Consider the following 19,479-nt stretch of genomic DNA (forward strand, 5'->3'; position numbering starts at 1 on the left):
TCGCCGCCACCCTCTGCTGCTACAAACGGCTTCTCCGCCTCACCACATAGGACACGGTCTAAGAAGCCACGCCTCATCGGGCTCGTCCCGCTTCCGCCGCCCACGACCGAATCCGCCGGTACCAGGATCCCGATCCGCCTCCACGGGGCGGGCGCGGGACGGCCACAGGCCCTCCCACCTCGGCCCCGGCACCACCACCGCCACACGCCGGCCCTCAACACGCTCTCCAACAGGGGCCACACGGCGAGAGCCGCCCTGCACGCTTCGACCGCTACGACACGGGATGTGGGAGCCGCGGGCCGAAATGCCCACTGCTCAGGCGACCTCCCGGCGCTGGGGCGCCTTACGCATCTTCACCCCGACGACAACGAGCGCCAGCCCCACAGCGACGACGCCGAGGTATGCCGTGGACGGAAGGTCGACAACCTTGTGCATCCAACCCCACTCCGTACCGAACAAGGCCTGCGAAACGAAACTGACAAACCCCTGAGCCCCTACGACGTAGCCGATGCTCTCGACGGTGTACCCGATGATTACTCGCACGGATCAACCCTGTCCCAGCGGCACGGCAGAATCCTCCTCCACAGGGCCGAAAGCGCAGTACTCCAAAAGATGCAGTCCCGTGCAGAGAACACCGGCATCCGCTGAAGACCCCGACGAAACGACCGCACCACTGTCGTGACCGTGCGTCCCGAGCCGGGCGGTGCCCGAGGTAAATACATCGACAGCGCCCCTCAGTACCCGGCAAAGTGGCCGCCCGTGACGAGCAGTGAGCGTTTTCAGCGTGGCCACTGCTCGGGTGACGCCGGTGAGGTCGAGGTAAGGGCCGCAACACACAAGGCCCCCGTGCCGTTGCGGGAGGTGTTCGAAGTCTCAACCCACCAGCACAGGAGCCCTGTTGGTTCCCTGTCCTGCCGCACTCAACCTCCCTCACGCTCTGGTCGAGTGGGTCACGATGCTCGTCGTCACGCGCGAGGGTGACCGGCGGTGCAAGCTCCCGCCGCACCATCGTGCGCTCATCGCTCTGGTGTACCTGCGCCGCCACGACGCCCTCGCCCGCATCGCGGCCGGGCTCGGGATATCCGTCGGCACCGCCGCCCACGCATACGTCGCCGCCGTCACCGGCCTGCTCGCCGATCTCGCTCCCGGCCTGCTCAAGACGCTGCGCGAGCACGATCCGGACTTCGTCCTGCTGAACGGGACCCTCACCGAGTGAGACCGCGTCGGCGACAGCCGAGCCGACTATTCCACCAAGCAGCGCCGGCACGGCGTGAACATCCAGGTCGTCACCGATCCCGTCGGCGAAGTGCTGTGGATCTCGCCCGCACTGCCGGGCCGCACCCACGACCTGACCGCAGCCCGCACCCACCGCATCATCCGGATCTGCGAGCGCCAGGGTGTCCCGATCCTCACCGACCGCGCCTACCACGGCGCCGGCCCATGGGTCACCACCGGACTCAAACGCCCACCCAGCGGTGAACTCACCCCCACCCAGCGCACCGTCAACCGTGCCCTCGCCCAGGCCAGAGCTCCCGTCGAGCGCGGCATGGCGCGGCTGAAGTCCTGGCAGATCGTCCGCAGAGCCCGCATCAGCCCGAACCGCATGACAGTCATCACCAAGGCCGTCCTCACCCTGGATAGGCGATGCTGAAACACTCAGTATCCGGACTTGTCCGCCTCTGTCCGTGCAGGCGTCCGCCCCCGGTGTCCGAACTCTCTCCCGAACCACCGGCGGACGACTGCGGACCCCCGTGTCCCGACCCTCCCATCAGCACAGGCACTCACCTCGCGGGCGCGCCCCCACGCGCGTCCGCCCCTGCCCGGACACCCAGGCGGGCACGTCCGGTGGCGTGTTGCCCAAGTGCGCACAGGGGCAAAGAAGGACCCCCTCTGCCAACTCGGCAGAGGGGGCCATGATGCTACTTCTGCGGCGGCTCCTGCCGGCGGCATTGCCACCGCTTCCAGGCGATAGCGACGCCGGCTCCTATTGCGCTGCCGAGGATCTGCGATGGCACGTTCGTGAGGAGCCCTTCGAGGGCGAGGTTCAGCAACTCGTACATGTCAACTTCCCCCAAGTCGTGGTGACTTGCTCTGTGAGACCAGGGTGCACGAGGCTGTGACCTGCTAGGACGCATGGAGACGGACAGCTACGGATTCCCACGAACCCGAACGTAGTACGAAGCAATCCGACGGCTGCGTACGAGGTGAGATGCTGGTGGACGGTTCTGGACGGTTCTGGACGCAGGGGGCATGCTATGGGGAAGCCGGGTCTGTTCAAGAGGCCGGAGTTGCCAGAGGGGTCGCTGAAGGCTCTGAACGATGCGCTGCACACACTCCACCTCTGGGCGGGGCGGCCGTCTCTGAGTGTGATGCTCCAGGCCATGGATGCGTCGACACGGGCCTCGCGAAGCACACTCCATGCCGCGTTCACCAGCCCGGTACTGCCGAGCCGGGACGTCTTGGACTCGCTTGTTGAGGTCTTGGGTGCGCGTGCCCGCAGAACCACTCCAGAGGAGCAGATCGATCGATTCGATGCCCTGTGGCAGGCGGCGGCGGTGGACGAAATCGCCGAACTCGTCGCAGACGTGCCGTCGCTCCCCGTGGAGCTTCAGGAGTCCGTAGCGGAGGCTGTGCGGGGCGGGCTTGAGTATTGGAAGTTGCCAGGAATGTTGCCTGAGGAGCTCATCGTGCCCACACAACCCACCGTGCGGCCTGAGCATGGAAGTGAGTCGCGCGACCTCCGAAATCACCTTTGGGCATCGAGCCCCGACACCGTCGCTGACGTTCTCGTCCTCTTGAGGAACATTCGGGCGAGCGAGCAGGACGAGCCGCGAACGGGTGGGGAATTGGTGCTGGCCAAACTGATGCTGGATCAGGGCCTCTTGAAGGACTTCTCCGGGATCATGGAGAACTTCCGAGACCAGCGCGAGTCTCTCGCCACGATCCGCTTGGATCCCTCCGCCGTCGGGGGTGCGGAGACCGTAGACCAAGACGATCAGGCTCTCCATGCATACCACGTCTCGCCATGGGAGCGCGATGTTATGCCCCCAGGCCAAGCCGGCCACGGAGGACATCCGCTCGCTTGATGCCCAGGGCCCCTCCATCGCAGATCCCGATGATGCAATGCGTGCGGGCGGCGGTCAGCTCGTGGGCCCGGCTCGGGAGTTCCAGTGAGACCCGCAACACGTGCCCGCCCGGGTCGGTGACGACCTGGACGCTCACGCCGTGCCGGCGGTGCTTGACTGAGTAGTCGGCGCGGCTGTCGCCGACGCGGTCACGCTCAGCGCGGGTCCCCTGCAGCAGCACAAACTTCGGTTCGCTCTCGCGTAAAAACCTTCAGCAGACCCGGCGCCTGGGCGGCAAGGAGGTCGACCACGGCTGTTGTACTCGCGGGCAGCTCCCACCGAGATACCCAACCCCCGCCGAGATCCATACGAGGATGTCGTGCGTGTGCGGATACGCCAGGGCAACCAACGCACGCTGGTGCGGGGGGCAACGGCGGTCGCCTTCGCGGGTGACGATGAGTATCGTGACCCGCTCGACGAGGGCGTGCGGCAGGTTAGTGCGGCAGGAAATGAGAGCAACAGGGCTCCTGTGCCGGTGGGTTGAGACTTCGAACACCTCCCTCAACGGCACGGGAGCCGCTGGTGTTGCGGCCCTCCCGCCCGGCCAGAGACGTCACCCGATGGGTGGCCTGCCTGAAAGGGCTCAGTGAGCTGTGGACCCGTGCGACCGCCGAGCGCTACGACGCCGAGGAGACCGAGTCGTCCTCGGCCGCCGTTCTCGGACCGACTCTCGCCTTCCTCGCCGAGCTCGCCGGGGACGGCCGGGCGCTGGAGTTCGCCATCGGGACCGGACGAGTGGGCGTCCCGCTCCGGGAACGCGGCGTGCCGGTAGTGGGCATCGAGCTGTCCGAGCACATGGCAGCGGTGCTGCGGCGCAAGATCGACGGGGACACGCTCCCGGTGGTCATCGGGGACATGGCCACCACGGTCGTTCCCGGCGGGTTCACCCTGGTCTATCTCGTCCACAACACCATCACGAACCTGCTCACGCAGGACGAGCAGGTCGACTGCTTCCGCAACGCCGCACGTCATCTGGAACCCGGCGGCCGATTCGTGATCGAGCTGGGCGTGCCGCCGCTGCGGTTCCTGCCGCCCGGCCGGGTCGCCGTGCCGTTCGATGTCTCTGAGCAGCATCTCGGCTTCGACACCTTCGACCTCGTCGAGCAGATCCTCGTCTCGCACCACTTCACCCGCGACGGCGACGACGGCGACTATCGCCGTGACAACTCCCGGCACCGCTACGCCTGGCCGGCAGAGCTCGATCTGATGGCACGGATCGCCGGGCTCGAGAGGGAACGTCGCGTCGCGGACTGGGACGGGTCGCCGTTCACCCAGGACTCCACGAAGCACATCTCCGTGTGGCGCAAGCCAGCCTGAGGTCGGCCACCGGGCCGTCAAGCCAAGCCGTGCCTGTCTTGCACCTCCTGGTTCCGCGTCGCCCGCCCCCATGTCGTACGCGAGGCCGGCGCCGGGCCGCGGCCGGGGCCGGCCCGGAGGCAACGGGGGCATACCGGCACGAAGCCCGGGGGGCATCGGTCGCGGCCGTCGCTGCGGGGCGGGGTGGGGGTAGCGCCCGCGCCGAGGACTCGTAGGATGATCGCTCGATCGTTGCATTCGCAGATTGTTACGGGGGCTCGGGTGAGCATGACGTCCTTCGACGCGGAGTGGGCAGGCCTCAAACAGGGCACCGCGGCCGGTACTGAGATGCGGCTGGCGAGTGCCGCACCCGACTCCGGTGGCGGTGGCGGTGGTGAGGACCTCAAGTCCGACATGGCGGTCTGGAAGAAGGGCAGCGAGGACGTCGGCGAGCTGGTGACCGCCATCAAGAAGGCGCTCACCGACTTCGAGACCGGCCAGAAGGGCGCCGCCGTCACCGGTGTGGAAAGCGCCACCGCCCAGGCCGAGCTGTACACGTCGTGGAAGACGTACCTCGACTCTCTCGTCGGCAAATGCACCACTTTGCAGGGGCCGATGATCTCGGCAGGCAAGGGGCAGGTCGCCAACGACGAAACCATGCGCGGTGAGTTCGCGCGCATGAGCGACACGTACAAGGACACGCCCGCCACCGGCGGCAACAACGGGGGCCGGTGAGAGCAGGCATGGACTACGCAACGCTGAAAGCACTCAAGCCCTCCGAGTTCACCGAGGCGGCCGACGGATACCAGTCGGTCAGCGCGATGGCCGACCACGCCTACGGCAGCGCCGAGGGCCAGATCACCGCCCGGCTGCGTACCGGGCTCAGCGGGGCAGCGGTGAACGAGGCCCTGGTCCAACTTCGGGGACTGGCCCAGAACTTCCACTACACGCAGGTCGAGTGCGGGCTCGCCGCGACCTCCCTCAACGCGCTCGCCGCCTCCTTCACCGAGGCGAAACGGAAACTGGACGCGGCCGTCAGCGATGCCGAGGCCCAGAAATTCTCCGTCGGCGCCGACGGCTCCGTCAGCTATCCGCCCGGCGGCACCGAGAAGGACGGCAAACTCCCCGACGGCGGCACGGTCACCGGCAGCGCCAAGGGCAAACCGTCCGGGAACGTCATCGACCCCACCAAGGACGCCAACGACCTCTCCGCCGCCCTGGAACGCCAGGCCGCGAACATCCACCCCAACCCGAACTTCGGGAAGGCCGTCGAGATAGCCAACCGGATCGCCCAGGCGGTCGCCGAGGCCACCGAAGCCGACACCCAGTGGGCGCCCCGCCTGCGCAAGCTCAAGGCCGACGACGACCTGACCGTCTCCGACTCCGACTGGGCCGACGTCCAGGCCGACACCGGCGAGGTGCGTGCGGGAGCCAAGGACTACCTCGATCACATCAAGCCCCCGCCGCCCAAGGGCAGCGACCCCAAGGCGAACGCCGACTGGTGGAAGGGCCTGTCCCCCGACGAGCAGTCGGCGTACCTGTCGCTGAACGGGGCGCAGGTCGGCGCGATGGACGGGCTGCCCTCCGTGGTCCGTGACGAGGCCAACCGCACCGTGCTGGCCGAGAAGCACGGCGAGTTCCAGCTACGGCTGAACGCGATACCCCCGCAGCCGCAGAAGTACGTTCCCTCCGGGCGGGACTACCCGGCGGTGGTCCTCAACCCCGCCTGGTCGGAATGGGACAAGAAGTACGCCAAGGACAAGGAATTCCTCGACAAGAACCTCAAGGGCATGAACGCCATCCAGGACCGGTTCAACGCGACCGGCAAGGAAGGCCTGCCCGAGGCCTACCTCCTCGGCTTCGACACCGGCGGCGGCGGCCGGGCCATCGTCGCCAACGGCAACCCCGACTCCGCCGACCACACCGCGGTCTTCGTCCCCGGCACTTACACCGACATCACCAAGTCCGAGGACTACATCCACCACATGAGCGAACTGTGGAAGGAGACCCACGCCAAGGCCCCCGGCCAGGACGTGTCCACCATCACCTGGATCGGATACGACGCCCCGCAGAGCATCGTCCCCGAAGCGATGAAGAAGCACTATGCAGAGACCGCCGCCCCTGACCTCAACCGCTTCATGCAGGGCCTGGAGAACCTCCAGGGCGGCGACGAGAAGAGCCACACCACGATCATCGGCCACAGCTACGGCAGCACCGTCCTGGGCGCCGCCTCCAACGCCGGCGACCTGCGCGCCGACGACATGATCGCGGTCGGCAGCCCCGGCATGCTCGTCGAACACGCCAAAGACCTCGACGCGGGCGAGGGCCACGTATGGTCCCAGGCCGCCTCCACCCTCGACGACCAGGTGCCCCTCGGCGGGAAGGTCGCTGGTCTCGGCGGCCCCACCGACTGGTGGGAGGACATGCTGCCGTTCGGCACAGTATGGGGATCGAACGTACCCTCCGACGAAGCCTTCGGAGCGAATATCATGGCAAACGACGCCGACAGCCACACCGACTACTGGAGAGACCACTCCTTGAGCATCGAAAACCAGGCGAACGTGGTCGCCGGCCGCTACGACAAGGTCCAGCGTGGCTGAGATCAGGGCAACCGGCCGCACCCGCCGAACCACCAAAACGATCAGGGCCACCGCACTCGCCGTCGCCCTCACCGGCCTGCTGTCCACACTGTCTGTGGGGTGTTCGAACGTGAAAGAACTCAACTACACACCGGCACGGATGGACCCCGAGCCGGCCCGCACCAAGACCAAGCAGGTCTCCAGCAGCCTTCTCGAAATGACCGGCGTCAAGGGCAAGGTGACCGAACCCGGCCCGAGCGTCACCCGCTGCCGCGAATACGGCGACGATCTGTTCTCCATGTCACACCCCTGGTCGGTCTACGAAATCACCGACGAACAAGTCGACACCGGCATCACCAACCTGCGCAAAGCGCTCAACGAAAACGGCTGGAAGATCACCAAGGACGGCAAGGCCAAGAGCCAGGCACAGGATCCCGAGATCTATGCCGAAAACGATGCCGAGCAATTCGCCCTCCACGTCACCGGCAGCAAGAAGTCTGCCACCGGCAACCCCATGATCCTCTTCAAAGTCGTCTCGAAGTGCTTCAAAGCGGAGTCCGCGAAGTCCCTCGACGGCGAATACTGAAACGGCGCGGTCCGCCGGATCCATTCCGACGGGTGCTTCGAACGAGCCGGGCAGGGTCCGGATCGCGATCGGCCGGTGATGGTGCACCGCGTCGGCCACGGGGAGGAGGATTGCGGGTTCCGGGGCTGCGGCCGCCCTGCCGGGCGGCTCCGTGAAGGCGAGCGAGCCGAGCACCGTCGAGTCTGTGGCGCAGCCGCTCGGGCAGCACACGCCGGACCTTGGCCGCCGCCGTCTCACTCGCCGTGTCCGTGGTCGCCGTCAGGCCCGATCGCCGACCGGTGACCAGGCCGAGCAGCACGGCGAGTGCTTCGTCGTCTTTCCTGGACGACTTCGTCAACGAGCCCACCACTATGCCCCGGGGCAACCGGTCACGCCGGCCGCCGGAGTGAGTGCTTCGGGTCAGTAGCCGTCCGCGGCCTGCCGGCTCGCTTCCTGCCAGGACACGAGTTCCTGCAGGTCCGGGAAGAAGGCTGCCGCCTCGTCCGGCTCCAGGACCGCTTGGAGTTCGAGACGGCCGGGGACGCGTGGCAGGAACCGTACGGCCTTGTAGTGGTGGCGCATGACCGGTGGGTCCAGGACGAGGCGGCGTACGCCGTCGGCCGTGGGAATGCGGTCAGGGGTGGTTGCGCTCCAGATCCACCGCCCCGAGGGTTCGGAGAAGTTGAAGCACTCCAGCGTGCCGGGCAGCTCGTCCGGCCGGTGCATGTCGATCGGGGCGTCGGTGCTCAGCGCGACGGCTACGGGGCTCGGGGCGTCGCCGGGAAGGTGCCCGCCACCGATGAGGAGTGCGCCCAGGAGGGTCTGGAGCTGGTAGTTGTCGGCTATCCCGCCCATCCGCAGCCGGAAGGCCCGCCCCGAGGCACGATCCAGAACCAGCAATGGCTCGTCGTCGAGGAGCAGGAGGGCGCGCTGGGCACACTGCAGATCCCCGATGTGCGGTTCCAGGCGCCGGGTCAGCTCCACCAGTTCGGCGCGGTCGGCGAACGGGTGCGGGCCGTCGAGGCCGGCCCGCACCCGGAGGTCCGCGAGGACGGCGACGGCTGCCTGTTCCCATCGGTGCACGGTGAGCCAACCGAAGTAGGGGGCGTGCCACACGTCTGCGTAGTCGGGGCCGAAGGCCTTCTGCTGCTCGGGGCTCGGCATGCCCGACGGGTCGGGGGGCTCCTGGTCCTCGTCGTGGTGCTGTTCCCAGAGCTCGGCGAACTCCACTGCCTGCTCCATGGCGGATCGCAGACCCGACAGGATGGGGCGGGCGCACACGAGGGCGTCCGCGTTCCACTCCACCAGGGCGCCCACGAACACGGCGTAGACCGCGGCATGCCACTGGGGCATGTCGTCGAGGTGCTCGGCAAGGTGGGGTCCCAGCTCGCGTGCGTGCTCGGCCAGGGCGTGGCGGGGCAAGGAGGCAAGGCCCTGGTAGGCCGCCTCGAGTTGCGAGATGCTCCGCTCGGCGATCGCCGTGTCGAAGGACTCCACGGCGGAGCGGACTGCGGCGTCGGGGCTGATCACCGGCTCAGTTTAGGCAGCGTCAGTTCCATGCCTCGGGTCGGGGCCCCGAAACGGGCCGGCTCCCACCCCAACTGTGTTGCTCTACGCGGCCCTCATCCGACGATGAATCACTCCCCCGGTGTTTCCCCCTGTCCGATCCGGTACATGATCGGGTGTCACGGGTACACGTAGTGCACGTGGCGCACGTAGTAGTGCAGGCCGTTCGCGTCCCTGCATTCCACACGACAGACATCGAGGAACTCATGAGCACAGGCAGCAATGTCACTCGCGTCAAGGACGACTACGCCGAGCAGATCGCCGGTGATCTCGCGGCGAACCAGGCGGCGCAGGAACAGCGGCGAGGAGAACTGCAGCGACTGCAACAAGAGATCGGGGAGCTCGAGGAGAGCGAGAAGGTCCTCTTGAGGATGCAGGACGCACTGGGCGTGGCCGCGGCGTCCGCCGCAGCTCGCCCGGCCGCGCGCGGTACGAAGCGGGCCGCGGTGCCGACGGCACGCAGCGCGGGTGCGGGTTCGGGTTCGGGTTCTCGTGAGAAGAAGGCTCCCGCGACCACGGCCAAGGCCGAGGTCAAAGCCAAGGCCGGCTCCGGAGCAGCGGACGCGGCCGCGGCCGTGAAGGCGCCCCGTGCCCGCAAGGCCACCGGAAAGGCCGTCAGCAAGGCCACCGGTGACACCGCGGTGAAGGAGGAGACGGGCAGCCCCTCCTGGCTCGAACTCGTCACGACGGTCCTGGCCGGCGGGACGGAGCCGAGGTCGGCCGCCGAGGTGGCCGAGGCGGTCAGCGCCGCCCACCCGGCCCGCACGGTCCAGGCGGGGGTCGTCCGCAACACCCTCGAACAGGGCGTCGCCCGCGGTCTGCTGGAGCGTTCCAAGCAGGGCCGGTCCGTCTACTACAGCCCCGTCACCTCGACCCCGGCACAGCCGGAGGCCGCCCTGCCCCAGCAGCCGTAGCCACCCGGCCGCCGTCAGGTGGGCCGCACCCGGCGGGCTCGTCGCCGGTCGGATGCGGCCCTCGGGACGGGCCGCCCCGGTGCACGTCCATGCGCTGTCACTCGACCAGGCGCAGCCGGGCCGCGGCGAGTGTCGCATGACCGGCCGGCGTCGGATGTACGTCGTCCGCGGCCCGGTACTCCGGCCCGGGTGCCAGGGCGCGGAGTTCGGCGAACATGCCGTCCGCGGCCAGCAGATGCGCATCGGGTACGTCGCTCTGCCACCGACACATCGCGCTGCCTCGCTCCCGACGTTCCGCTGACACACCACGGCTCGGGGCCCTGCAGCGGCGGGGGTGCGGGGTCGTCCTCTAGGGTCCATCCCAGGATGACCGGTGGGGCGGTCCGTGCGGTGCGGACCGGCTGGCGGTCGTGGGTGCAGGGGGGCATGGGTGGAGTCTTTGCGACCGGGTGACCCGCTGGAGATCGGCGGATACCGACTGTTGGCGCGGCTCGGCGCGGGGGGCATGGGCGAGGTGTTCCTGGCAAGAACCGCGTCCGGGCGGGCGCTGGCCGTCAAGACCGTGCACAGGGAGCTGAGCCAGGACGAGGACTTCGCGCAGCGCTTCGACCGGGAGATACGCACCAGCGACCGGGTGCGGTGTGCGTGGACGGTGTCGGTGGTCGATTTCAGCCCGCCGGGAGCGTCACCGCAGTGGCTGGCGACCGAGTACGTGCCCGCCCCGTCGCTCGGCGACTGGGTGCGCGGCCAGGGGCCGTTGGAGGCCGCGGCCGTATCGCGTCTCGGGTGGGAGCTGTCCACCGCGCTGGTGAGCGTGCGGGCGGCCGGAGTCGTCCACCGCGACATCAAGCCGGCCAACGTACTGCTGGGCGCCGAGCGGCCGTTCCTCATCGACTTCGGTATCGCGCGGACGGTCCGCGATCCGCGCCACACCCGCACCGGTACGGTCATCGGCACCCCCGGCTTCCTGGCACCGGAACAGGCCACCGGCGCGGTGGCCGGGGCTCCGGCCGACGTGTTCTCCCTCGCCGCGGTACTCGTTCACGCAGCCACCGGCCGCAGCCCCTTCCTGGCGGCCGACGAGGAACTGGACCTGCCGGCCCTGCTCTACCGGATCGTGCACGACGAGCCCCGGTTGGACGGTGTGCACGAGGCACTTCTTCCGTTGGTGAGGGAATGCCTGGCCAAGGACCCCGAGCAGCGCCCGAGCGCCGCGGACGTGGCCGCGCGTCTGGACGGTGGCGAGGAGGAAGGCTGGGGTGCCGTGGTCCCGCGGACGCTGGTGGCGGAGGCCGGGCGCCGGGAGGCCGAACTCCGGCAGCTCCTCACGGAGTCACGACCGCCCACGCACCCGCCCGGCGCGCACGGCACGCACGGCACGCACGGGCCGACGCCGGCGCCGGCGCCTGCACCGGTACCGCTACCGGCGCCCGCACCGCATCTGTCTCCGTACCCGGCTGACGGGACCACGCCCTCCTCCCCCGCCCCGCCGACCAACGCGAAGGCGTTGTTGCGGTCCCGGGGGGCCGGGGCGGCCGCGGGCTCCGTCGTCGTGGCCGCGGCTGTAGCCCTCGCCGTGGCCTTCCTCGGGCGCGGCGACGGAGACGGGACGGCTCCCCACGGATCCTCGTCCGGGCCGACCTCACCGACACCCACGGCGACGGCGACGGCCACTGCCGCGGCCGGCGCACTGCCCGCGACGTGGACCGGTACCTGGGCCGGCACCGGGCCCGGAAGCCCCGACGCGGACGGCATCTCCCGCGCGCGGACGGGCGCGTTCGCAGTAACGGTCACCCTCAACGGCGGAGCAGTGGGCGAGCTCGTGGGCCGGCAGGTCAGCGACGTCAAGGAAACCTCCACCGGCCGGAACCTGGGCTGTACCGAAGCCCTCCAACTGCGTCAGATCCGCGGGAACAACGCGGTCTTCGAGGCCGTGACCAGCCACCCCACCGACCCTGCCGCCGTCTTCAACTGCCCGCGCGGCAACCTGTACGTACTCACCATGACGGAGGCGGACCGCCTGACCCTGGAGTCGGAAGGAGCGCAATCGGCGGGAGCTCCTACGGCACTGGCCCGCCGCCCCTGACGACGACACCCGCCACAGCCGCCACCGCCGGCACAGCCACGCAGTCCACGAAGTCCACGAAGTCCACGAAGAATTCGGCACGTCGGCGTTTGACCTCAAGTGGACTTGAGGTTTTAAACCTAGGGGCATGACTACTCCACTGCGTATCGCGCTCATCATCGGCAGTACCCGCGAAGGCCGTTTCGGACCCACCGTGGCCCGCTGGTTCGAGGCCGTCGCCGGTCGCCGCACCGACATCGAACTCACCGTCGCCGACCTCGCCGACGCCGATCTCCCGGCCCATTGGACCTCCGACCTCTCACCCCGCGGGCGGGCATTCGTCGAGCAGCTGGCCGGGGCGGACGCCTACGTCGTACTCACCCCCGAGTACAACCACTCCTTCCCCGCATCCCTCAAGCAGGCCATCGACACCGCCGGACGCGTCTGGCGGCGCAAGCCGGTCGGATTCGTGTCCTACGGCGGCCTGTCCGGCGGCCTGCGCGCCGTCGAGCAACTGCGCCCGGTCTTCGCCGAGCTCCACGCCACTACGGTCCGCGAGACGGTCAGCTTCCACCAGTTCCCCTTCGACGAGGCCGGACAGCCCCGCGACCACGAAGGGGCCGAACAGGCCGCGACCGTACTGCTCGACGACCTGCTGTGGTGGGGCCGCGCCCTGCGGACCGCGCGCGGGAACGACGAAGCCTGGAGCGAAGCCGCGTAACGACCGAACGCTCCGACCGGCCGGAGGAGCCGCCCCGTACACCGGCGCAGTGCCACACGGTGGACGGGGCCGGCCCCGACGGCGCGCAGGATGACCGGCCCCCGCCACCGGCCCCCGCCGACCGGACCGTGCGGTCGGCGGGACCCGGTCTCCCCGTCACCTGGTCTACCCTCGGTCAGATGATCGAGTACGTGAATCAGCTCGGCGCCGGCGCCCCGTTGACCGGACCGGCCCCCACCGGCACCGACGCCGTCGTGTGGTCCCTGGACACCACCGCCGACACCCTCGGCGGCTTCCGCACCCAGGACGCACCCACCGTGCTCGACGCCGGTGAACGCGAGAAGGCCGGGCGCCTGCGCCTCCCCGGGCTCCGCCACCGCTACCTCGCCGCCCACCTCGGAGTACGGGTCCTCCTCGGCAGCTACCTCGGCCTGCCCCCGCAGGCGGTCCCCCTCACCCGGGAGGACTGCCCCTGCTGCGCTGAACCCCACGGACGCCCCGCCGTCAGCGGCAACCCCCTGCATTTCTCCCTCTCCCACACGGGCGACATCGCCTACATCGCCTTCGCCGCGCTGCCCGTGGGCGTGGACATCGAGCAAACGCCGAGCCCCGAGACCGTCACCGACGTCATCCACTCCCTCCACCCGGACGAAACCGCCGAGCTCGACGCGCTGACGCCGGCCGAACGTCCCGAAGCCCTCGCCCGCCTCTGGAGTCGTAAGGAGGCCTGTCTCAAGGCGACCGGCACCGGCCTCGCCCTCGGTCTCGTCGACCCGTACGTCGGCACCCTCGCCACTCCCCCGCCCCTCGCCGACTACACCCTCGTCGACCTCCCCGCCCCGCACGGCCACGCCGCCGCCCTCGCACTCACCCGCCCCAGCAGCGCCCCGGGGCGCGGCACCACCGTCTGACCGGAGCGCCGGTGTCCCGCATGTCGCACAGCGGGCCCACGACGACTACGAGTGGACCGACCGCTTCGACGCCCGCGGTGCGCACCGACGGCTCCTTCACCCCTGTCCCGCACTCCGAGCCCCTCACCGATTCCGAGCGCTGGATCACCGGGTTCGACGGCGGGCACGGCCTGGCGCCTTTCCCGAACCCCGAGGGAGGCCTCGTCCATGTCGGCCTCGACGGCAGCGACGTGTGCCGGGTCGAAGTCGACGCCCCCGACGGCGGCGCGATCGCCCTGCGGGACGCCGCGGGCACCACCCAGTGGCGCGCGGCCGCCGCTCCCGGCACGTTCGAGCGCCAGCGGCCCTTCCTGGCCGACGACGTCCGTGCGTACGTCGACCACACAGCCGCCTGGGACGGCGACATCGGCGCTGTCGTCCGGGAGCTCCTGGACCGACCGCCCCGCGAGTTCTACCCCACCTCCCTGATATTCGACGACGACGAGGACCCGTACGACCTCGCTCTGGCCGGCCGCCGTCGAAACCTGAAGCGTCCATGCAGCGGGCGGGGCCGGACCCCCTCGCACCAGCCCGGGGAGCCCCCTGATGAGCTCCTTCCAGGAACCCCTACACTTAGGGCACCCTAACCACAGGGCTGTGCGAGCGCTCCGCGCCCTCGCCGGTCCTTGCCGACCGAGCAGAAACGGAACCCGTATGAGACCCGAGTCCACTGTCCTCCTCTCCCCGCGCGCGGACGTCCTGACCGAGACCGTCGAAGGCTTCGGCACGGTCCGTTTCACCCCGGTCGACCCCGTCGCGGACTCCGCCGTGCTGCACTCCTGGGTCGTCGAGGAGCGCGCGCAGTTCTGGGGCATGAACGGCGCCAGCCGGGAACTGGTCCAGGAGATCTACGAGGACGTGGACCGCCGCGACACGCACCATGCGTTCATGGTCCGGTTGGACGACGAGCCCGTGGCGCTCTTCCAGACGTACGAGCCCACCGAGGACCGGGTCAGCGACTGCTACGCAGTGCAGGAGGGGGATATCGGGGTCCATCTGATGCTGGCCCCGGTGACCGGCCGACCCCGGCCCGGATTCAGCAGGACCCTGGTCGGGTCGCTCATCCGGTTCGCCTTCCGCGACCCGGCCGTCCTGCGCGCGGTGGCCGAGCCCGACGCCTCCAACGACAAGGCGCTCGCCCTGTTGAACCGCCTCGGCTTCGTGCGGCAGGGCGAGATCACCCTCCCGGAGATCGACCTGCCCGAGATCTACCTCCCGGCGAAGCGGGCCGTGCTCGCGTTCCTCGACCGCCCCGCCGTACTCCCGCCCGCCGTGGCGATCGTGCGCCCCTCCTGACGGGCTCGCGCCTGCTCGGCGGTGCTTGAGCCCTCCGTGTCGTGGAGTCACGGCGCGCTGTTGGAGCGGCCGGCCTCCGAGGCGGGCGCGCGTCACTCGACCCTGGGTACGACACGCGCCAGGAGCCTTCGCCAGCGCTGCGACGACGGGCGCCGGGACCGCGGCGGCCGCTCCTCGCGCTGGGCCGCCAGCCAATGCTGGAGTTCCGCGTGCCGGAATTGCCACGAGACCCCGTGGACGCGCAGCACTCCCGCCCGGTGTCCCCAGTCGAGGAACGCCGCCACCTTCCAGGGCAGTAGGTTCCGCCGGTGCATCAGCGTCATGGCGATGACGTACCGGAGCCAGCCGATCAGTCCGACGGCGAAGGCCGCGAAGAAGCCCACTGTCGCGCCGAAGGCCGTCCCCGACAGCGGTGGGTAGTCGATCAGCCAGAAGACGAGCGTGCCGGTCACCGCCCCCACGAGCAGTCCCAAACCGTCCCACACCCAGTAGTAGGCGGGGAAGAAGTTGCCGCTCAAGGTGCGGTCCAGGCCGACCTTGGCCTCCATTCCGTAGCCCAGGGTCACGCCGATCACCCCGCCGATCGCAAGTCCCCACACCGGCCCGAAGAGCAGGAACGTCCCCAGGCCGAACGCCGAGCCGATGGCGCCGCCGATCTCCAGGCCCGACAGGACGCTCAGCGGCAGGCGGACCCGCTTGGGGCCCTCGAAACGCTCGCGCAGGCCCCGCGTACGGCGGGTGACGACCGGCACCCAGGTCCGGTGCGCCATCCCGGTCGCGGCGGCCACCGCCGTCACGACGACGGTGAAGAGGGCGGCGGCCCACAATCGGCGGGTGGTGGCGCCCGACAGGTCGGCGGTCCCGTCGATCAGGTGTCCCAGCGTGGTCACGGCATGGCCGGGTCCGCCAACGGCCGCCAGCAGACAGGCCACACAGAAGAAGAGCACGATGGCGACGTGCGCCACGGCCTGCACCGCGCGCACCCGCCGCTCGCCCGCGATGACCCACATGCGGCTGAGAGTGAGGTCCTCGGACGCGTGTCGGCCGAGGTGCCGGGCCAGCTCCGCCAACCAGCGTACGGCCGTCGGCGCGTCCGGCGGCCGGGGTTCGGCGACCACAGCGTCTCCGCAGGCGGCCGGGACGAAGGCTGCCAGGAGCCGTTCGTGCAGCGCCCCGTCCGCCCCGTCGCCCTGCCGGACCAGGGCGTGGACCAGCTCCGTGACCGGCACTTCGGGGCGAGGCCCGGTGACCGCTTTGACCGCCAGTACGAGCTTCCACGGGGAGTCCAGGCGGCGGGCTGCGATACTGCCCTCGCCGAGTCGTAGATCGGCGCGCAGGGCCTCCCACCGCGCGTCCGTCGTGTAGCCCGGGACCCCGTCGGTCAGGGCGCCCACGATCTCGGGGACGGACAGTCGCTGCATTTCCACCACGCATGCTGAGGGCAGACCGGGCCGTGTGTCATCGTCCCCCGTGGCGCGTACGGTGACAACAACGGGTGCGGGCCGGTCGCTGTTGGCCGTCAGATAGCGGTCGATGGCCGCGACGAGGTGCACGGCGGGCCCGTCCGTTTCGGCGCCCTGAGGTGTGTGCACCTCGTCCAGGCCGTCGAGGACCGGAAGAATCCAACGCCCCGCGACGAGTTCCCTCGCCGTCTCCGCGTCGTCGCACAGGTTCTGCGTGAGCAACTGGCCGGCGAGCCATGCCTCGAAGTGACGTACGAGACGGTCGTAGCCGGCCTGCGTGCCGTCGGGCCGGGACTCGGGCGCTGGGGTGCGCCAGTTGACGAGGGTGAGCAGGACGGGCACCGGCTCGTCCTTCGCCCGGCTCTCAAGGAGCGTGGTCACGAGGTGGACCGCGAGCACGGTCTTCCCGGACCCGGCGGGGCCGCGGACGACGAGGCGGCCGTCCGGGATCGCGTCGTAGAAATGCCGCACGGTCGCGTACACCGCCCGCTTGGGCACACCCGCGCTCACGTCCGAGGTCTGGTAGCCGACGTTGATGGCGTGGAGTCCGGCGTGGGCTCCGATGCCGGACTTGGACAGCGCGAACCGTCCCACGTGCCGGGTGGACCTCTCGTGCAGTCGGCCGAGGGCGTCCTGCAGGTGGCCGGGGGCGACGGGCAGCACGCGGCGTTCGCGGAGCCGTGCGCTGCCCAGATCTCGTTCGGATCCGGCATAGGTGCGGTTGCGGATGCTCACGGGCGTCTGCGTGACGTCGGTGGCCCGAGCGGGGTCGGAGAAGTACCTGTCCACGTGCCGGGTGAGGTCATCGACGTCCGGCGGGAGGATGCGGGGGCCGGCGTGGAGGCACCCGAGCACCTGTTCGGCGAATTCGGTCGTGCCGAGTCCGGCGTCGTTGATGGCTCCCTGGCCGTCGCGGCTGGCGAACAGGAAGTACTGGTCGATCTCCTTGTCGGACAGGTCGCCCTGCGGGAAGAGCCGGGGAACCGGTTCCCGTTCCCGCCGCTTCAGGTACCAGCCGCAGGTGTCGACGATGAAGATCTGCCGTGTCAGGTCGACGTGTTCCTCGTCCTCGCAGAGCAGGTAGCGGCGCAGATCGTCGAAGAGCAGGCTCTGGGGGTCCCGCTCGGTGGACTCGGCGAGCAGAAGGTGTCGCCTCATGCTCGTCGGAGCGATGACACCGTGGCCGCCCCAGTACGTGAAGAGCAGCCGGCGAGTGCGGTCGAGTTCGACGAACGTGTTCCGCACGAGGTCGGCGGAGGCCGGCCTGACAGCGATGCCGAGGGCAGCCGCCCGGTCGGCGGCCTCCTCCGCGAAGTCGGGCGTGGGGGCCAGCAACAGGGCGATGTTCTCCGGGGGGACGTCGCAGGCCCGTAACCACTCTGCGAAGCGCAGCGCGTCGCGGGCCGGGCCGGGAAGCTCGCTGTACGCGTCGCCGTCGACGTAGACCTCGATGCCGACGAGGACCGCCGTGACACATGCGGCGTCCACCGGTCCCTCGTTCAACCGATCCATGCGGTGACGGCCTCCCACATGGCGTCGTTGTCCCAGTAGGCGCTGTGCGACTCGATGAACGGCTGCCTGTTGTCGACGGGCAGGTCCTGCACTCGCGTCCCGAACACCGGCTGGGCGGGATACGACAGAAAGTCCCTGCGGTCGAATACGTTCAGCCAGCGCTCGGGGAACTGTGCGGGCAGCTCGCCTTCCCGCGCGAACGGCAGGCAGGCCAGGGCGTCGAGCTCATAGAGGTGCGAGGCCTGGCTCCCCACGGTGATGAGCTGGTCGACCTTGCCCGCTCCCGCCGACCCCTCCGCGTCGGCGAGCAGCTCGACGCAGGCGATGCCGCCGAGGCTGTGCCCGATCAGCGTGACCGCGTCGCCGGGGGCCGATGCCACGACTGCGGCGATCTCCTCGCGCATGCCTCTCCCGTGCACCTGGTAGCGGAGGATGTCGCCGGTGAGGGGGGCCGCCCCGTCGCTCATGGCGCCGCGGTGCTGCTGGCCGTACCAGGTCGCGATCGGTGCCGCGAGGGACACGGCGACCTTCTTGAAGGGCTTCTCCGCACCCCGGTCCTGTGCGGAGAGGTCACCGACCACGTGGGAGTGCAGGGTGTCGCGGACCTGTCCGACCGGGGTCGCCCTGCCGTCGCGCTCGGCGGCCGCGAGGGTGTGGGCGACGAGCCCGATGGCGACGGCGGCCCGGTGCTGGACACCGGACCGGTCGACGGTCTTGGCAGCCGTACGGAGCTCCGGGGCGCGGCGCAGGTCGGCGAGGGCCAGGTCGAAGTAGGAGTCGAGTCCGGCGCCGCGCAGGGCCGTCGCCGTCTGCTGCCTCGGCCGATAGCCGTTCACCGTGGCCAGGAACGCCCGTTCGTCGCGGGCGGTGGCGTCGGGGGCGAGGCGAAGAAGCCGCAGGTCGTACCACGGGTCCAGGTAGAGGACGGCCCAGTGGCCCAGTCGCGCGTCCTCGGCGTTCTCCTTCTCGGCGCCGTGCGTACGGTGGTAGTCGGGGATCGACAGCCCGCCGAGATTCAGCCGGACGCCGTGCGAGTCGCCCCAGTAGACGCCGCGGACGTCCAGATCGGGAGCCTGGCCCTGCAGCTTGCCCTTGATTTTTGTCAGCGTTTCGGAGAACTTCTTCGCGCGCACTCCCGTGCCGTGCACGAAGATCACGGATCGGTACACCCCGCCACCCCTGTCCCTACGGCGAAGCCCGCACGCATCGCGCGCCCCGTCCCCATGACTGGGGGCCGGTCGGCTTCGAGGAGCCATTTCTTAGCACACGCCACGTCCTGGGACACAAAGCCCGAGGTGCGGGCGGTCCGGCTCCGCTTCCTCGCAACACAGCTCTGAGCGGATGACTTTGGCGTCCCCTGGAGGCGCCGTGCGTGACCTCGTGAGCGGAGGGGCCGGAGGTGCCGGAGAGGGTCGAGAGAACAGAGG

Annotated in this window: 16 protein-coding genes and 3 pseudogenes; 12 read left to right on the top strand and 7 right to left on the bottom strand. The window is 69.9% G+C overall.

The genetic code is table 11. The annotated features are described in order from the left end of the window. Positions 1-315: 315 nt before the first annotated feature. On the bottom strand, positions 316-543 hold the full coding sequence (locus IE257_RS16355; RefSeq protein ID WP_189969294.1) for a hypothetical protein: 228 nt from the start codon (positions 541-543) through the stop codon (positions 316-318). 355 nt (positions 544-898) lie between these two features. Between IE257_RS16355 and IE257_RS16360 the strand changes: the two are divergent. Next, a pseudogene (locus IE257_RS16360) lies at positions 899-1,651 on the top strand (transposase). A 604-nt stretch (positions 1,652-2,255) separates the two neighbouring features. Beyond that, entirely contained in the window at positions 2,256-3,086 is an 831-nt protein-coding gene (locus tag IE257_RS16365; protein WP_189969296.1) for a hypothetical protein, read from the top strand. A gap of 16 nt (positions 3,087-3,102) precedes the next feature. On the opposite strand, the pseudogene IE257_RS38300 reads toward IE257_RS16365, so the two are convergent. Further along, a pseudogene (locus tag IE257_RS38300) lies at positions 3,103-3,584 on the bottom strand (helix-turn-helix domain-containing protein); the annotation flags it as partial. A 66-nt stretch (positions 3,585-3,650) separates the two neighbouring features. Between IE257_RS38300 and IE257_RS16370 the strand changes: the two are divergent. The 4 genes from IE257_RS16370 (at position 3,651) to IE257_RS16385 (ending at position 7,586) form a co-directional block, all read left to right on the top strand. Continuing rightward, the gene (locus IE257_RS16370; protein WP_229920495.1) at positions 3,651-4,442 is read left to right on the top strand and encodes a class I SAM-dependent DNA methyltransferase; all 792 of its coding nucleotides are present in this window, start codon (positions 3,651-3,653) and stop codon (positions 4,440-4,442) included. 261 nt (positions 4,443-4,703) lie between these two features. After that, a complete protein-coding gene (locus IE257_RS16375; protein ID WP_189969298.1) occupies positions 4,704-5,156 on the top strand; it encodes a hypothetical protein in 453 nt (150 codons plus the stop codon). 8 nt (positions 5,157-5,164) lie between these two features. Next, positions 5,165-7,021, top strand: a complete 1,857-nt coding sequence (locus IE257_RS16380) for an alpha/beta hydrolase (RefSeq protein ID WP_189969300.1) — start codon at positions 5,165-5,167, stop codon at positions 7,019-7,021. Further along, positions 7,014-7,586, top strand: coding sequence for a hypothetical protein (locus tag IE257_RS16385; protein ID WP_189969302.1), 573 nt, complete (start codon positions 7,014-7,016; stop codon positions 7,584-7,586). The genes IE257_RS16380 and IE257_RS16385 overlap by 8 nt, the downstream gene beginning before the upstream one ends. Here the strand turns inward: IE257_RS16385 and IE257_RS38305 are convergent. Both IE257_RS38305 and IE257_RS16390 read right to left on the bottom strand, forming a co-directional pair. After that, a pseudogene (locus IE257_RS38305) lies at positions 7,560-7,902 on the bottom strand (transcriptional regulator); the annotation flags it as partial. The gene IE257_RS16385 and the pseudogene IE257_RS38305 overlap by 27 nt on opposite strands. Positions 7,903-7,985: 83 nt before the next feature. Next, a complete protein-coding gene (locus tag IE257_RS16390) occupies positions 7,986-9,095 on the bottom strand; it encodes a hypothetical protein (RefSeq protein ID WP_189969304.1) in 1,110 nt (369 codons plus the stop codon). 242 nt (positions 9,096-9,337) lie between these two features. Between IE257_RS16390 and IE257_RS16395 the strand changes: the two genes are divergently transcribed. Beyond that, positions 9,338-10,045 carry a hypothetical protein gene (locus tag IE257_RS16395; RefSeq protein WP_189969306.1) on the top strand — a complete coding sequence of 236 codons (708 nt, stop codon included), beginning with the start codon at positions 9,338-9,340 and terminating at the stop codon, positions 10,043-10,045. A 97-nt stretch (positions 10,046-10,142) separates the two neighbouring features. Here IE257_RS16395 and IE257_RS16400 read toward each other — a convergent pair whose 3' ends face one another. Then, a complete protein-coding gene (locus IE257_RS16400) occupies positions 10,143-10,316 on the bottom strand; it encodes a hypothetical protein (RefSeq protein WP_229920413.1) in 174 nt (57 codons plus the stop codon). A gap of 159 nt (positions 10,317-10,475) precedes the next feature. Between IE257_RS16400 and IE257_RS16405 the strand changes: the two genes are divergently transcribed. From IE257_RS16405 to IE257_RS16425, 5 genes are all read left to right on the top strand, one after another. After that, complete coding sequence (locus IE257_RS16405; RefSeq protein WP_189969308.1) at positions 10,476-12,131, top strand: serine/threonine-protein kinase; 1,656 nt, start codon at positions 10,476-10,478, stop codon at positions 12,129-12,131. Positions 12,132-12,258: 127 nt separating this feature from the next. Next, entirely contained in the window at positions 12,259-12,831 is a 573-nt protein-coding gene (locus IE257_RS16410) for an NADPH-dependent FMN reductase (protein ID WP_189969310.1), read from the top strand. Positions 12,832-13,010: 179 nt separating this feature from the next. Next, a complete protein-coding gene (locus tag IE257_RS16415; protein WP_189969312.1) occupies positions 13,011-13,742 on the top strand; it encodes a 4'-phosphopantetheinyl transferase family protein in 732 nt (243 codons plus the stop codon). A 20-nt stretch (positions 13,743-13,762) separates the two neighbouring features. Next, positions 13,763-14,368 carry a hypothetical protein gene (locus IE257_RS16420; RefSeq protein WP_229920414.1) on the top strand — a complete coding sequence of 202 codons (606 nt, stop codon included), beginning with the start codon at positions 13,763-13,765 and terminating at the stop codon, positions 14,366-14,368. A 67-nt stretch (positions 14,369-14,435) separates the two neighbouring features. Further along, on the top strand, positions 14,436-15,077 hold the full coding sequence (locus IE257_RS16425; RefSeq protein ID WP_189969316.1) for a GNAT family N-acetyltransferase: 642 nt from the start codon (positions 14,436-14,438) through the stop codon (positions 15,075-15,077). Between the two features lie 92 nt (positions 15,078-15,169). On the opposite strand, the gene IE257_RS16430 is transcribed toward IE257_RS16425, so the two are convergent. Both IE257_RS16430 and IE257_RS16435 read right to left on the bottom strand, forming a co-directional pair. Next, positions 15,170-18,052, bottom strand: coding sequence for an NACHT domain-containing protein (locus IE257_RS16430; RefSeq protein WP_189969318.1), 2,883 nt, complete (start codon positions 18,050-18,052; stop codon positions 15,170-15,172). Further along, positions 18,040-19,221, bottom strand: coding sequence for a lipase family protein (locus IE257_RS16435; protein WP_189969320.1), 1,182 nt, complete (start codon positions 19,219-19,221; stop codon positions 18,040-18,042). The genes IE257_RS16430 and IE257_RS16435 overlap by 13 nt, the downstream gene beginning before the upstream one ends. Positions 19,222-19,479: the final 258 nt, after the last annotated feature.

The sequence above is a fragment of the Streptomyces avidinii genome (assembly GCF_014650695.1).
GTDB lineage: Bacteria > Actinomycetota > Actinomycetes > Streptomycetales > Streptomycetaceae > Streptomyces > Streptomyces avidinii.